12 protein-coding genes are annotated in these 13171 nt (G+C 43.1%); 4 read left to right on the top strand and 8 right to left on the bottom strand.

What is annotated here, in order from left to right:
- Positions 1-132 precede the first annotated feature (132 nt).
- Both JO154_RS19905 and JO154_RS19900 read right to left on the bottom strand, forming a co-directional pair.
- A complete protein-coding gene (locus JO154_RS19905) occupies positions 133-1314 on the bottom strand; it encodes a GTP-binding protein (protein WP_291948778.1) in 1182 nt (393 codons plus the stop codon).
- 12 nt (positions 1315-1326) lie between these two features.
- Positions 1327-1740, bottom strand: a complete 414-nt coding sequence (locus JO154_RS19900; RefSeq protein WP_291948776.1) for a MerC domain-containing protein — start codon at positions 1738-1740, stop codon at positions 1327-1329.
- A 172-nt stretch (positions 1741-1912) separates the two neighbouring features.
- Here JO154_RS19900 and JO154_RS19895 point away from each other — a divergent pair, with 172 nt between their 5' ends.
- Together JO154_RS19895 and JO154_RS19890 are read left to right on the top strand one after the other, a co-directional pair.
- Positions 1913-2539, top strand: a complete 627-nt coding sequence (locus tag JO154_RS19895) for an SCO family protein (protein ID WP_291948775.1) — start codon at positions 1913-1915, stop codon at positions 2537-2539.
- A 12-nt stretch (positions 2540-2551) separates the two neighbouring features.
- Positions 2552-2986 (top strand): transcriptional repressor, encoded by a 435-nt coding sequence (locus JO154_RS19890; RefSeq protein WP_291948773.1) that lies wholly within the window; start codon positions 2552-2554, stop codon positions 2984-2986.
- A gap of 105 nt (positions 2987-3091) precedes the next feature.
- On the opposite strand, the gene JO154_RS19885 is transcribed toward JO154_RS19890, so the two are convergent.
- The 3 genes from JO154_RS19885 to JO154_RS19875 all read right to left on the bottom strand — a co-directional run bounded on the left by JO154_RS19885 (position 3092) and on the right by JO154_RS19875 (position 7380).
- Positions 3092-4816: a M3 family oligoendopeptidase gene (locus tag JO154_RS19885; protein WP_291948771.1), complete on the bottom strand. Its 1725-nt coding sequence runs from the start codon at positions 4814-4816 to the stop codon at positions 3092-3094.
- 71 nt (positions 4817-4887) lie between these two features.
- A complete protein-coding gene (locus JO154_RS19880; RefSeq protein WP_291948769.1) occupies positions 4888-5565 on the bottom strand; it encodes a DUF5606 domain-containing protein in 678 nt (225 codons plus the stop codon).
- 96 nt (positions 5566-5661) lie between these two features.
- Positions 5662-7380, bottom strand: coding sequence for a hypothetical protein (locus tag JO154_RS19875; RefSeq protein WP_291948767.1), 1719 nt, complete (start codon positions 7378-7380; stop codon positions 5662-5664).
- A gap of 152 nt (positions 7381-7532) precedes the next feature.
- Between JO154_RS19875 and JO154_RS19870 the strand changes: the two genes are divergently transcribed.
- Together JO154_RS19870 and JO154_RS19865 are read left to right on the top strand one after the other, a co-directional pair.
- Positions 7533-8522, top strand: a complete 990-nt coding sequence (locus JO154_RS19870; RefSeq protein WP_291948763.1) for an aspartate-semialdehyde dehydrogenase — start codon at positions 7533-7535, stop codon at positions 8520-8522.
- A gap of 315 nt (positions 8523-8837) precedes the next feature.
- Entirely contained in the window at positions 8838-9089 is a 252-nt protein-coding gene (locus tag JO154_RS19865) for a hypothetical protein (RefSeq protein WP_111594566.1), read from the top strand.
- A 76-nt stretch (positions 9090-9165) separates the two neighbouring features.
- Here JO154_RS19865 and JO154_RS19860 read toward each other — a convergent pair whose 3' ends face one another.
- The 3 genes from JO154_RS19860 to JO154_RS19850 all read right to left on the bottom strand — a co-directional run bounded on the left by JO154_RS19860 (position 9166) and on the right by JO154_RS19850 (position 12743).
- On the bottom strand, positions 9166-9825 hold the full coding sequence (locus JO154_RS19860) for a DUF2461 domain-containing protein (protein ID WP_291948758.1): 660 nt from the start codon (positions 9823-9825) through the stop codon (positions 9166-9168).
- A 122-nt stretch (positions 9826-9947) separates the two neighbouring features.
- A complete protein-coding gene (locus JO154_RS19855; RefSeq protein WP_291948756.1) occupies positions 9948-11033 on the bottom strand; it encodes a porin in 1086 nt (361 codons plus the stop codon).
- A gap of 321 nt (positions 11034-11354) precedes the next feature.
- Positions 11355-12743 carry an ammonium transporter gene (locus JO154_RS19850; protein WP_291948754.1) on the bottom strand — a complete coding sequence of 463 codons (1389 nt, stop codon included), beginning with the start codon at positions 12741-12743 and terminating at the stop codon, positions 11355-11357.
- Between the last annotated feature and the right edge of the window lie 428 nt (positions 12744-13171).

Below are 13171 nucleotides of genomic sequence, written 5' to 3'. Positions count from 1 at the left end.
TCAGATCATATTATTCATGTTTGAAAACAGGGTATTGGATAGTAACAAATGTTTAGACTTCCGAAGCTAATTTTTCACAAAACTATATTACAGATTTAAATTTGCTTCAATTATTTTTTAGACCAACCTAAATCAATCGAACAAAAAAGGATCTTTAAAAGTCGATCCCTGTAGGTACAGCGCCACTTCCCGCTCATTACAGAGACAGTTATTTAGCTCCGAAACAATTTTCTTCTCGTCTAAAAACTGACCAATGATGACCAATTCATTATATCTATCAGCGAAGCGGTCATCCCATCGAGTTGTGATCATATCCACCGTTTCCTGATCTACTTGCCAACGATTCCTGGGAATAGCACACCACCAGTAACCTGCTTTTTCCGCGCGTACAGCGCCTCCGGCCTGACTCCAGTTCACCGCCACTTCTGGGCGGGATGCCAGCCAGAAAAGTCCTTTACTCCGAATGACGTTTCCTGGCCATTCTTCATTGATATAATTCCAAAAACGTTCTGGGTGAAAGGGGAGGCGACTCCGAAAAACAAATGAAGAAATGCCGTATTCTTCTGTTTCCGGCACATGCTCTGATTCCAGTTCTGCCTGCCAGCCGGCACTTTGGGAGGTGGTCTCAAAATCAAAAAGTCCAGTGTGGAGAATTTCTTTCAATGGAACCTTTCCGAACACTGTTTCTATAATTTTTGCATTGCTATTCAGCTTGCGCAGCATTGATTTCAGGACTCCTAACTGCCCTTTTTCAACGAGGTCACATTTATTCAACAGAATAACATCTGCACATTCCACCTGATCAGTGAGCAAATTGACGATAGTGCGCATGTCGTCTTCCCCTGTCAAACCCTTATCCATCAACAATTCCGTGCTATTGTAATCTTTCAGGAAATGTCTGGCATCTACCACTGTCACCATGGTATCTAACTGACTGATTGCACTCAAGTCAATACCATTGGCTTCATCCTGGTAACAGAAAGTTTGTGCCACCGGAATGGGTTCAGAAATGCCGGTAGATTCTATCAGCAGGTAATCGAACCGGTTTTCCGCCGCGAGTTTCTCTACTTCTTTAAGTAGATCTTCGCGCAGGGTGCAACAGATACAACCGTTGCTGAGCTCCACTAACTTCTCCTCCGTTTTATGAAGTACCTGTTCATTTTTCACTAATTGTGCATCGATATTGACTTCGCTCATATCGTTGACGATGACCGCCACACGTAGGTTTTCGCGGTTATGCAGCACATGGTTAAGGACAGTAGTTTTCCCTGCGCCGAGAAATCCACTCAGCACCGTTACTGGTAACTTTTTCATATGTAAGACTTTTTAGTTGGCGGTATTGGAAGGTTTATGCACAGTACAATTCCTACAATGGCGGATATTCAGCCAATGCGCAGCAATAATAGCCATCGCCCCTATGGCGATGATCAGCAGCTCCCAGTCGTGTATAGCGGGTATAAAATGCCCGGCCATGAGGAGTGCAAAGCCCAAGGAAAATAGCACCAATGGTAATAAGTGCCGGTGACGATAATAATACCCTCTGCCCAGGGCAATACATCCAATTACAAAGGAAGTTCCCAGCAGCATGTATTCTCCCAGGCCATGGCCCGTCAAACTGGTTCCCAGCAGGGGAATAACCGTTATCAATAGCGGCAGGAGGGCACAATGTACCGCACACAGCAGCGAAGCTCCTATGCCCAGGGCATCCAGGTTGAGCCTGGATATCAATCGTTCCAGCATATTTAATTATTTCAGCCGGACAAAACTATGTAATTTTGCAACAACGTTGCAAAATTATGGGATATTTTTTTTCAGATTTTGTTAAAAAGGGGGGTAGATGGTAAGAGGTGCTGGGCATCTCTCAACTATGTGCTACCTTTGCATATTGAACTAAACTTTAGAAGTAACGGCTATGTCAGGTAAAACAAAAGGACTTATAATATTCTTTGTGGTATTGAGTGTGGCATTTCTAGGATATGCCGGATATGTGATTAAAGGGGAGAGAGGTACATTCTTAGGAGTGGAAAAACTGCCTATTTTGGGCGCTCCCGGTCATACTGTTCCAGGCTTTTCTTTTACGGATCAGACGGGGAAAACGAGAACCCAGGAAGATGTTAAAGGAAAAATTTATGTATCGGAATACTTTTTCACTACTTGTACCGGTATCTGCCCAAAAATGAATGCCAACATGGAAAAGGTATACGCGAAATACAAGGATAATCCGAATTTTCTCATTCTGTCGCATACCGTAGATCCGGAGCACGACAGCGTGCCTGTATTGAAAGCCTATGCCGCCAAACATGGTGCAGATGATAAAAACTGGTGGTTTCTGACAGGAGATAAGAAAGATTTATATCGCCTGGCGCGTCAGGGCTACCTGGTAGATGACGGCACTCCTAGTGGCGACGAAGACTTTGTACATACCCAGTGGTTTGCCCTGGTGGATAAACAAGGACAAATCAGAGGTCTGTATGAAGGTACCAAAGAGAAAGATGTTTACAAGCTCATTGCAGACATTGACCGATTAATGGGAGAATAAAGATTTTTAATCATGGGCAACAAGCAACAAATAACAGAACGGATCGCTGCCTTACTGAAAGATAGCAAGCTGAGTGTGACAGAAACAAGGACTAAAATCCTGGAGCTGTTCATGAAGAGTAATGGCGCCCTTGAACATAGTGATTTTGAGAAGCTGGCAGGCAAATCGTTTGACCGGGTTACCGTTTATCGGACCCTGCAAACATTCCTGGATAAAGGTATCATCCATAGAATCCCTACTACAGATACATCCGTAAGATATGCGGTATGTAAATCAGAATGTACGGAACATCATCACCACGATCATCACGTCCATTTTAAATGTGAGGCTTGTGGTAACACGATCTGCCTGGATGACACCAATATTCCGGAAATTCAGTTGCCTAAAGGCTTTGCCGCTAATAATGTGGAAGTGGTTGTAAGCGGGGTTTGTAAATCTTGCAAATAACCACCTTTTCAAATAGAACAATAGGACCTATTTATTCATAAAAAAATGCGCCATCAGGCGCATTTTTTTTGTTTTGGGCTTGTGCAGCCTATGTTTCATTTTCTTTTAACCGATTTTATCCATTTCTACTTTTAGGAAGTCGGCCAATTCTTTCACATAAGCCGGGGAGAAATCGAATTTAAGACCAGCAGCCTTATACAGTTCCGGTAGAGTTTTGGTGTTACCTAAACTCAACGCCTGTACGTAGTTGTCTAGTGCTTGCTGCGGGTTTTCTTTATACTGTTTCCACATACCAATAGCGCCTAATTGAGCGATACCATATTCGATATAATAGAACGGTACTTCAAAGAGATGCAGTTGACGTTGCCAAGCGGTCGCGCGGAATTCCTCCAGACCGGCCCAGTTAACCACAGCAGGGGAGAATTCTTCCTGGATTTCATTCCATTTGGCAGTACGTTGTTCCGCGGTATGTTGTGGATTTTCGTAGATCCAATGTTGGAACTTATCAATAGTAGCAATCCATGGGAAGATGGTGATAGATCTCTCCAGTTGTTGCTGTTTTGCCCGGCGTAGTTCTTCTTCGTTGTCGAAGAAAATATGCCAATGGTCCATGGTAAAGAGTTCCATACTCATGCTGGCCACTTCCGCAATTTCCATTGGATATTCCTTAAAGGCACTCAAAGCCAGTTTATGGCTAAGGAAGGAATGTACGGCGTGTCCACCTTCATGTACCATCGTGGTCAGATCTCTCATTTGGCCGGCAGCATTCATAAAGATGAAAGGCACGCCAGTTTCAGCGAGTGGACAGTTATAACCACCAGGGGCTTTCCCTTTACGGCTTTCCAGGTCCAGGCGCTGCATTTGTTTCATCACGCGGAGACAGTTACCAAAGAAAGGTCCCAGTTCATCGAAAGTTTTTATCGCTTTATCCACTAGTTCTTCCCCGGTGTGGAATGGTTCCAGTGGTTTTACACCTACAGGCTCCGCTTCTGTATCCCATGGACGGAGTTTATCCAATTCCAGTTTCTGGCGTTGTTTTTCCAGGATATCTTTCACCAGCGGAACGATATGTGTTTTCACCGCTTCATGAAACTGGAAGCAGTCTTCTTTCGTGTAGTCGAATCTTCCTAATTCAACGAATTTATAATCGCGGTAATTCTCGAAACCTGCATTCTTAGCGACTTGGTCGCGTTTTGAAATGAGTTCGGAGTACAGTTTATCGAGCGCCTCGCGATCTTCCAATCGGCGATTGCCGGTATGTGTATATACTTCTTCTCTTAGGGCGCGGTCGCTGTTCTGGAGGAATTTTGCCGCTTGTTGCAGGGTATATTCCTGACCGTTGACAGTAATTGTTTGTTTACCGGAGATAGCGCCGTATTGTTGTGCCATCACGCTCAACTCAGCTTGGAGAGGGATATTCTCTTCGCGGAAGAGTTTAATCTGCTTATCAACGTTACGGATATACGTTTTATACAGATCCTGGTCCAGTTCTTTTACATGTGGATTTTCCAGGAATTTCCTGTTGAGGGCATCAGCGTATGGCTGCAATTTGGGTTGGATTTCCATACAGAAGTAGGCGAATGCTTCTTCGAGGGATTTATCCGTTGTATCGCAGGTCATGCGGATCTGGCGCCAGCAGGCATCTTCACTGATAACGGCTTCCAATTCACTGATGTCGTGGAGCCATTTTTCCAGTTCCTGTACGTTATTGATGGGTCTTTGTTGCAGTGCTTCAAAATAGGGCTGCAATGTATCCCAGGTAGTTACCTGGAAATCCTCCGGGAGAAATTGGCGGGGGAGTTTTTTTATATCTGCGCTTAAGTTCTTCATCTTACTAAAATAAAAAATTCCAGGCTTCCCAAAGGCGGCCTGGAATAATTGTTATGTTAAAATCCCGGAGATTACTCTTCGGTTTTCTTTTTGCGAGGTTTAGCGGCTTTTTTAGGTTCTTCACCTTCAGCAGCTTCTTCTTTTTTAGCTTTAGCAGCTTTTTTTGGTTTTTCTTCTGCAGCTTCTTCACCTTCTTCCGCTTTCGCAGCTTTCTTAGCGCGAGGCTTTTTAGGTTTTTCTTCTGCTTCAGTTTCAGCGGCTGGAGCTTCTGCAGCAGCAGCTTTTTTCTTTTTCTCCGGAGCAGGAGCAGCAGCTACTTCTTCCGCAGCTTCTTCTTCTCCATTTTCCTGAGCCAGTATTTCCTCAAATTTCAACAGGTCATTTGATTTGAGAATGCCAAACCATTTAACCATTTTCTTCATATCGCTCACGTATACTCTTTCTTCGTCGAATTCAGGGTATACATTCTTGAAATAGGCTTTAATAGTATTGTTATCAGCTTTTCCATCTAGTGGAGGGAAGGCTGCAGCTTTTTCATCCATGGCTTTGAAAACTTCTGCCAGGTTTACGTTTTCGCCGGTGGTAAAAACTTCAATACTTTCCAGTGGAGTAAAATTATGCACGCGGGAAGACACAAACCTAGTGCTTTTATCTTCCAGTGACCTAACGATGGCGCCATCTTGTTTGCTGGCTACTAACTGAAACAAACCGCCCAATCCGGTTACTGCAACAATTTCTCTGTACTGCATGTTCAAATTTTTAGGAAGCGCAAATATAAATAATTATTAATAGAATGCCTGCTGACAAAATTTACCATCAAAAGCGCTAATTGTCAGAAGGCCGGTTCAATTCAAGGTTTTTGCCAAAACCACAGGCTGCTTCCAGCGCCGGGTATGGCCTTTGAGGCTAAATATTTCGATTAAAAATATATAAACACCTGCCGGCAAAAGTACTTTTTTTTCATCATATCCATCCCAAGTCAGAAAACCCTTGCCCGACAGAAGCATATTCCTTGCCAAAGTACGTATAGGCCTCCCTGTTACATCATATATCCATGCATTTCCAACCCATTGCTGGTTCCCCAGGTTATAATTACATTTCGCCAAGCTGATTCCGGCGTTATTTTCCGGGGTAAAAACAGGTGTTAAATTCTGAAAAATAACTGCATCGCTATCGGTTTGTTGCTCCGGTATCCATCCAGGAGTAGCATACCCGTAAGTCCCGGCGGTCGATTCCCAATCGGCCGCCCCGGTGGCAGGGTGCCCAAATGTAATTCGTTCCAGTGAAGCCCCTTCGCTGTCGGTTAAAAGGGGGAAATGCCAGTTTTCATTATAGCTGATTTCATCCAGCAGTAGCGAATCTGTACGTAATAAGCGTAAGGTACCTTCCCCGACATAGGTAGTGGGTAGGGTTGTTTCCTGCAAGCTGGTGGGGTCCCGGCATATGTAGCGGCTACATAGGCGTTGTGGATCGTTGGTTAGGGCGACACAATGCCCTGGCAATAGCAGGCGGCTATCCGTGCTGAGGGGTTTGGGCGCGTCCACACGCCCATCTGCCCGCAAATTTTGAAGCCGTAGCGATTTCAAATCAATGGGTGTCGTAGAAAGATTCCTGACCTCTATAAAGGAGGGATAGGTGGCAGGGGGATGGAATAGTATCTCGCTAATCACAACTCCTCCCGCAACAGGCAAATCGGGCCATCCCGTTTCAAGAGATCGGTAGTTACTTTCCAGGCCCTGGCAGTTGTGGATCCCTGCTGCCAGGATGGAATAATGATGACCTGGTTCCAACGGCTGCCCCATCTGAAGCCGAACGGTATTAAATAATGGCGGCGGCACTATCACTGATACCGGCAGGAATGTTTGGCCGGAGGTCTGATCTATTAGTTTAAATCGGGCTATATCTGCGGCTGCTACACTGTCGATTGACTGGGCAAAAGTGAGTAAGAGCGTATTTTTATCAAGAACACCGGAAAATAAGAGATCCGGTTGGGCTTTATCATCCCAATCGCTGGCAACAGCATTGACAAGGCCTGGCGTACCACCTGCTATAGCGGTGCTAGCGCACCAATTGGATTTACCTACACATGGAATAGCGGTATTTATCATTTCCAGGCTATATCCACCATTAGCACGATCTGCCCGGCCATACCAGGATTTATTATAATTCACGGCATGCAATACCTTTCGGCTGCTGCTATAAAGCACCAGCAGCCCGGTATCATCGGGGATGGAAGGCCATTTATCAATGCCTGCAATTAGTGGCGCAATAAAGCTGTCTATTGCGGAGCTATTGCACAACAGTAATATGCCTGCAGGTGGAAGAACAATATTTGGAAGCGTTACTTCTCGTTTATTCACCGCTAGTATACAGTTTTTTAGTAATACGGGCGCAGGATTACGGTTGTACAATTCAATGTACTCCACAGCCGGCAATCCCTTAACTGGAGAAGGTTTGGCCATAATTTCATGAAAAATAACATCATGAATAGCAGGCAATATGGTGTCAGATACGGGTCGGGGAATGGCCAGTGACATGGCCCCACAAACAATGGCAGATAACATGATAAAAATATTTAAAGGGACATGAATTTACCTGTCATTTACCATGAATTCCTTTAGTGGATGTTAATGTCAGAATAAAAGCGGCTAGAGATTATGAAAAGAGAGGCCGATATATTAATTTTGACTTCCTAAATTTTAAAATGTAAAATAAAATGAAAGTTGCCGTAGTAGGAGCTACCGGACTGGTAGGCTCAAAAATGTTACAGGTGTTGACAGAGAGGAATTTTCCTGTCACAGAATTGATTCCAGTGGCTTCTGAGAAGTCAGTAGGTAAGGAAGTAACATTTAAGGGCAAGAGCTATAAGGTGGTTAATGCAGAAACGGCAATTGCCATGAAGCCAAATGTAGCGATCTTCTCTGCTGGTGGTAGCACTTCCCTGGAATGGGCTCCTAAATTTGCAGCGGCAGGTATCACTGTTATTGACAACTCCAGCGCATGGAGAATGGACCCTACCAAAAAACTAGTAGTTCCAGAAGTAAATGGTGATGCATTGACTCCTGAAGATAAAATCATTGCCAACCCTAACTGTTCTACTATTCAGATGGTGTTGGTACTGAAACCGCTGCATGAACAATACAAAATCAAAAGAGTAGTTGTTTCTACCTACCAGTCTGTAACCGGTACCGGTGTAAAAGCTGTTACCCAGTTAATGAACGAAAGACAAGGTATCCAGGGAGAAATGGCTTATGCATATCCAATTGACCTCAACGTTATTCCGCAGATCGACGTATTTCTCGATAACGGCTATACGAAAGAGGAAATGAAGATGGTAAACGAGACGAAGAAGATTATGGGAGATGACCATATCCTTGTAACGGCAACCACCGTACGAATTCCAGTAATGGGCGGTCATAGTGAAGCGGTAAACATCGAATTTGATAAGGAATACGAATTGAGCGATATCCGTTCCCTGCTGGCAAAAACGCCTGGTGTGATTGTAGTGGATAATCCTGCGAAAGCAGAATATCCAATGCCGAAAGATGCCCACGATAAAGATGAGGTATTTGTAGGTCGTATCCGCCGCGATGAAACCCAGCCGAAAACCGTGAACATGTGGATAGTAGCGGATAACCTGCGTAAAGGTGCTGCTACCAACGCGGTACAGATTGCAGAGTACCTGTTAGCTAAAAACTGGTTATAATATGGGTCCGTTCGATACCCTGACCTTAATATCTAATGTCATGTATCAGAATACCGTATACGGATATACGAAATATCATCTATAAAACATTAAAAGCAAGCGTATTATCGCTTGCTTTTTTTTATGCAATTTTACAGAAGGATAACACATAACATGTAAAAATTACACGGAAGTAGTATTGATTTCTGCTGGATAAAATTGAATTTTGGAATTAATAATCCTATGCCAGCTAAACTGATTTAGAGTTGTCCGATTTTAGAGAGAGAGTGTGATGTTTTTTCGCTATTATCTAACAGAAAAACACCCTTAAGTCCTATGAAAACCAACACCAATCGCGAGCTTTTGTTGATGCACAAGTTTACCGAAGAGTGGAGTACCAATTTCTCCTCCCAAGTATCCCGGATCATGAATATTGTTGATCAGCAGGATACATTGGATGGCATTATTCCAATTATCGAAGTAGCAAACGTTTATAATCAGAAATTTGCGCATACGCGTTCTGATAAGGAAAACCTTTTGAAGAACAGGAAGGCGCGTCCTTTTGAGTTTCTGATTCACAAAAACTAAAAACTTTACCGGTTTACCGACTTTTGAGCCGAAAGGAACAGTGAAAAACTTAAAAGCCGGTAAACCGGGCAGGAAACTAGTCCATTGCCCGGTTAATAAATTGCAGCAATGGCTGCATCAGGGAGAAAGATTTTAAAATATCTCTTACCGTAGCGGGTTGAACAACCGCCTCATCCGACACAGCATGTGATACCACCAGACTTTTAAGCTTCAGATAAGCTATGGCAGGATTATCTGGTTGGTAGCCCTGAGGTGCCGTTTTGAGGGATTCCCCTTCTATTTTCCCGAAATGCTTGATGAATTCCTTATTGGAGATTATACTTTCGAATTCCTCGAAATTATAATCTATTTCCTGACGTACTTTTTTTAGTTCCGGTGCAGCGGGCATCCATAGACCGCCGCCGGCCATACTATGCCCTCCTGGCTCCAGATGAAAATAGTAGCCCGCTAATGGCGACTTCTTTCCACCTGCCTGGAAGGAGGCAGCCATATTCGTTTTGTAAGGTGTCTTATCCTTCGAAAAGCGAACATCCTTATAAATTCTGAACACGCAGTCTTTGACCTGTAGCCCACTCATGGATGGATCCTGTTTCTGTAGTCCATCAATAATCTGCTGGACCATCGTTTCAAAGTCTGTCTTTGCTGCCAGGTATTCTTCGCGATGCTCATCAAACCAAGGCTTGTCGTTGTGTTGTTTGAGTGCACGGAGGAACTTCAACGTGGAGGACTGTAACATGTTTCGTATTAATTTTTAGCAAGATAATAATTGTTAAGAAGATGTGTATCAGCGATAATAAACAAAAGCCCTACAGGCACGGTTGTACCTGCAGGGTATATATTTTCAAAAGAAAGTAAGCACTAAAAATGATAAACAGCCGCAAACAAAACATTCGCAGTTACGGTTGTCGGCGCACCGTCTTGTTTATTGAATAAATCCACAGAAGACTTATCCAATCTGAATTCAGGAATTAATGTTAGGTTTCCTGACTTGTAATTAAACGACAATGTTCCAGCTACAATATTACCACCAACAGGGCGACCCGCAAATACTTTCACACCATCTTTATCACTAAAATATTCACCCCGAAGTGTAAGCCCCAATTTATCTGAAAAATCCGCATTGACATATAGCGCAGAACCCCACCAGTTGGCATTAGCATCCGATTCCCCTTTCGGCTTAGCATTCATATAAGTGCTGTAAGTACCATTATATCCTAGTCCAAATCTTTTTGTAAACTGATAGGTAGCAACTACGTCTACTTGATGATGCTGGACATTGCTGGTATCTTTCCCTTCCAAGTAATTCAAGTATAGTTTTATTGGCACTGCTGCAGGCGCAAATCCCAACTGCGCGCCTATATACTTATGTCCATTGAGAGAAGCAGACTTCAAATCTGTCGGATTAAATATGCCAACCATCGCACTTAGAGAAGAAGACAACGCCACATCCGCTTTTACACCTGTATGAAAAAACGGCCCATAGCTAAACATATAACTCATACTGTAGTTCCGATTGAGATAGGCATCCACCAATTCATAACCTATATGGGTAGCATAACTTCCCATTGTTAGTTTGATTTTATCAGTTAGTTGATAGGAGACAAACAGTTGTTTGATTGCCATCGCTAAACCATTAGAGGAGCCAGGGGCATCGTTGTAAGAGAATTCTCCCGCACGTTTGCCGAACCCCAGATCAGCCACTATACTTCCTTTTTTAAATCCGTGTTCTACTTTGAGGGAAACCATTCCCAGCTCAAAAGAATTGTGAGAATTGGTGAAGCTGGTTTTATTATCCGTGTTGTTACCATTCAGGTTGTACTTGTAGTATACATCCGCTGAGCCGGAAAGCTTAAATGCTGGAACGGATGTAGTATCAGTAGTAGTTTGAGAATAGGCAGACAATAAGCTGCCTGTCGCGAATAAGGTGAATAGCATTCGTTTCATTTACTTTTGATTTGGTTGATAAAATGGTAAGAATGAAATGCTGCCTTTTCTGTGTTGTTTTGGGGATGCGTGCGTACTTTATTGCAAGTGTGAAATAAGCTACATCGTCATACAGGTATTGAAAGTAACGTGCATATTGATAATAGAAGGAACGGATAGCTAACCAAGCCTATCATGGCAGTTCCACCTTGAAGGCTTCCTGCGTTAACTATCCATTCCAGATTCTTCTAACGTTATCGCATAAACGAATACGTTCTAATAAAATTGATAAATATCGGGTTCTAGGAATTTAAATTCATTTGCTATGATAGCAGGTACGTTTCATTGATGTACTAATTCGTTTTCTTTCAGCGCACCGGCATCATCTACCGTCATCAATGCAGGGTGATAGCTTTCATTGTGCTGTGTGGTATCGAGACCAAGTGATTCTTCATCATCGCTTACGCGGAGTGGGTGAATCAGGTTGATGAGTTTAAAGATACCATAGGACACCGTGAAGCTATAGCTCACCACCAGTAATAATCCCAGTACTTGGTGTTTAAACAACTCAAAGTTGCCATACAGCCAGCCGTTGTTACCGCCACTGTTAATGGCTTTGGTCGCGAATATGCCAGTCAGCAACATCCCTACCATACCGCCTACACCATGACAAGGGAATACATCCAGTGTATCGTCAATGCTGGTTTTAGATTTCCAATGTACCATCATATTAGAAACGATCGCCGCTGCAAATCCGATGAAAATACTTTGTGGGATAGCAACATAACCTGCTGCAGGGGTGATGGCCACCAGTCCTACAACAGCTCCGATACAGAAGCCCAGTGCAGATGGTTTACGACCACGAACGACATCAAAGAAAACCCAGGAAAGTCCTGCTGCGGCAGTAGCGGTATTTGTAGTAGCGAAAGCTGTTGCTGCCAGTTGGTTGGCGCCCAACGCAGAACCTGCGTTGAAACCGAACCATCCAAACCAGAGCAGTCCAGTACCTAACAATACAAATGGAATATTGGCTGGCTGGAGTTCTTTATTTTCAAGGTGGTCTTTTCTGCGCTTCAGCACGAGGGCACCCGCGAGGGCAGCACAACCAGCAGAGATATGTACGACAGTACCTCCTGCGAAGTCTAGTACGCCGAGGTTGAAGAGGATACCGTTAGGATGCCATGTCCAGTGTGCGATGGGTGCATATACGAGCAAGCTAAATAACACCATGAACAGCACATAGGAAGTAAATCGAATTCTTCCTGCCACAGCTCCTACAACAAGTGCAGGAGTAATAATAGCGAACTTCATTTGGAAGAGGGCAAACAATAGCAATGGGATGGTAGGGGCCAGGCTCCAAGGGGCGCCGCTGCCTACATGATTAAACATAAAAAAGGTGGAGGGGTCACCAATCAGGCCAGCATGGGAGTCACCGAATGCCAGACTAAATCCAACAACTACCCAGACTACACTAATTAACCCGGTAGCAATAAAGCTTTGTACCATTGTAGAAATAACATTCTTCCGGTTTACCATGCCTCCATAGAAAAAGGACAGACCTGGGGTCATCAGAAAAACCAGGGAGGAAGCCACCAGAATCCAGGCGATATCGCCCACATTATATTTACTGGCGTCTGCATAAGAGGGGAGGGCAGGAATAAAAATTCCGATTGTGGCCACTACTGCCAGAAAAATAAACGGTAGGTAGTCTTGGAAATTGTTTTTCTTCATAGCACTTGAATTTTAAATTTCTTAAATAAAAGTATATTTCTAATTCAAAGTGTCAAATAGAAGAGCCTAAAAATAGAATAATTTGAAAAAGACGGCTAAAATTTGGGGCAGATTCAATTATATAATAATTAATAATAATATTATTTATTGTTTAGCATAGAAAAGAGATGGAAATATCGAGAGACACGTGTCTCACTAAATTATAAATCAATAAGTTATAACAAATTAATAAGAGGCTAAACAAATTTCAAATAATCCAGTTACAGTTGCTACTACGTTTGAAAAAAAGTCATATTAAATAATTACTAATAAAAAGATTACATATCTAATAAATTATAAAGGGAAATAGAAATGCCTATATCATATAATAATAAATTACATATATGATATAGGCATTGAATTATTAAAAATATACAGTCGAAGGATCA

The organism is Chitinophaga sp., assembly GCF_019236475.1.
Taxonomy (GTDB): domain Bacteria; phylum Bacteroidota; class Bacteroidia; order Chitinophagales; family Chitinophagaceae; genus Chitinophaga.
Note: the sequence above shows the minus strand (reverse complement) of the source record. Positions and strands in the feature narration are given on the sequence as shown.

Bases quoted from the DNA above. Each gene is read 5' to 3' on its own strand.
- JO154_RS19895 (WP_291948775.1), top strand. From the start codon at position 1,913: ATGTCAGGTAAAACAAAAGGACTTATAATATTCTTTGTGGTATTGAGT.
- JO154_RS19865 (WP_111594566.1), top strand. From the start codon at position 8,838: ATGAAAACCAACACCAATCGCGAGCTTTTGTTGATGCACAAGTTTACC.
- JO154_RS19860 (WP_291948758.1), bottom strand. From the start codon at position 9,825: ATGTTACAGTCCTCCACGTTGAAGTTCCTCCGTGCACTCAAACAACAC.
- JO154_RS19890 (WP_291948773.1), top strand. From the start codon at position 2,552: ATGGGCAACAAGCAACAAATAACAGAACGGATCGCTGCCTTACTGAAA.
- JO154_RS19855 (WP_291948756.1), bottom strand. From the start codon at position 11,033: ATGAAACGAATGCTATTCACCTTATTCGCGACAGGCAGCTTATTGTCT.
- JO154_RS19850 (WP_291948754.1), bottom strand. From the start codon at position 12,743: ATGAAGAAAAACAATTTCCAAGACTACCTACCGTTTATTTTTCTGGCA.
- JO154_RS19885 (WP_291948771.1), bottom strand. From the start codon at position 4,816: ATGAAGAACTTAAGCGCAGATATAAAAAAACTCCCCCGCCAATTTCTC.
- JO154_RS19900 (WP_291948776.1), bottom strand. From the start codon at position 1,740: ATGCTGGAACGATTGATATCCAGGCTCAACCTGGATGCCCTGGGCATA.
- JO154_RS19905 (WP_291948778.1), bottom strand. From the start codon at position 1,314: ATGAAAAAGTTACCAGTAACGGTGCTGAGTGGATTTCTCGGCGCAGGG.
- JO154_RS19880 (WP_291948769.1), bottom strand. From the start codon at position 5,565: ATGCAGTACAGAGAAATTGTTGCAGTAACCGGATTGGGCGGTTTGTTT.
- JO154_RS19870 (WP_291948763.1), top strand. From the start codon at position 7,533: ATGAAAGTTGCCGTAGTAGGAGCTACCGGACTGGTAGGCTCAAAAATG.
- JO154_RS19875 (WP_291948767.1), bottom strand. From the start codon at position 7,380: ATGTTATCTGCCATTGTTTGTGGGGCCATGTCACTGGCCATTCCCCGA.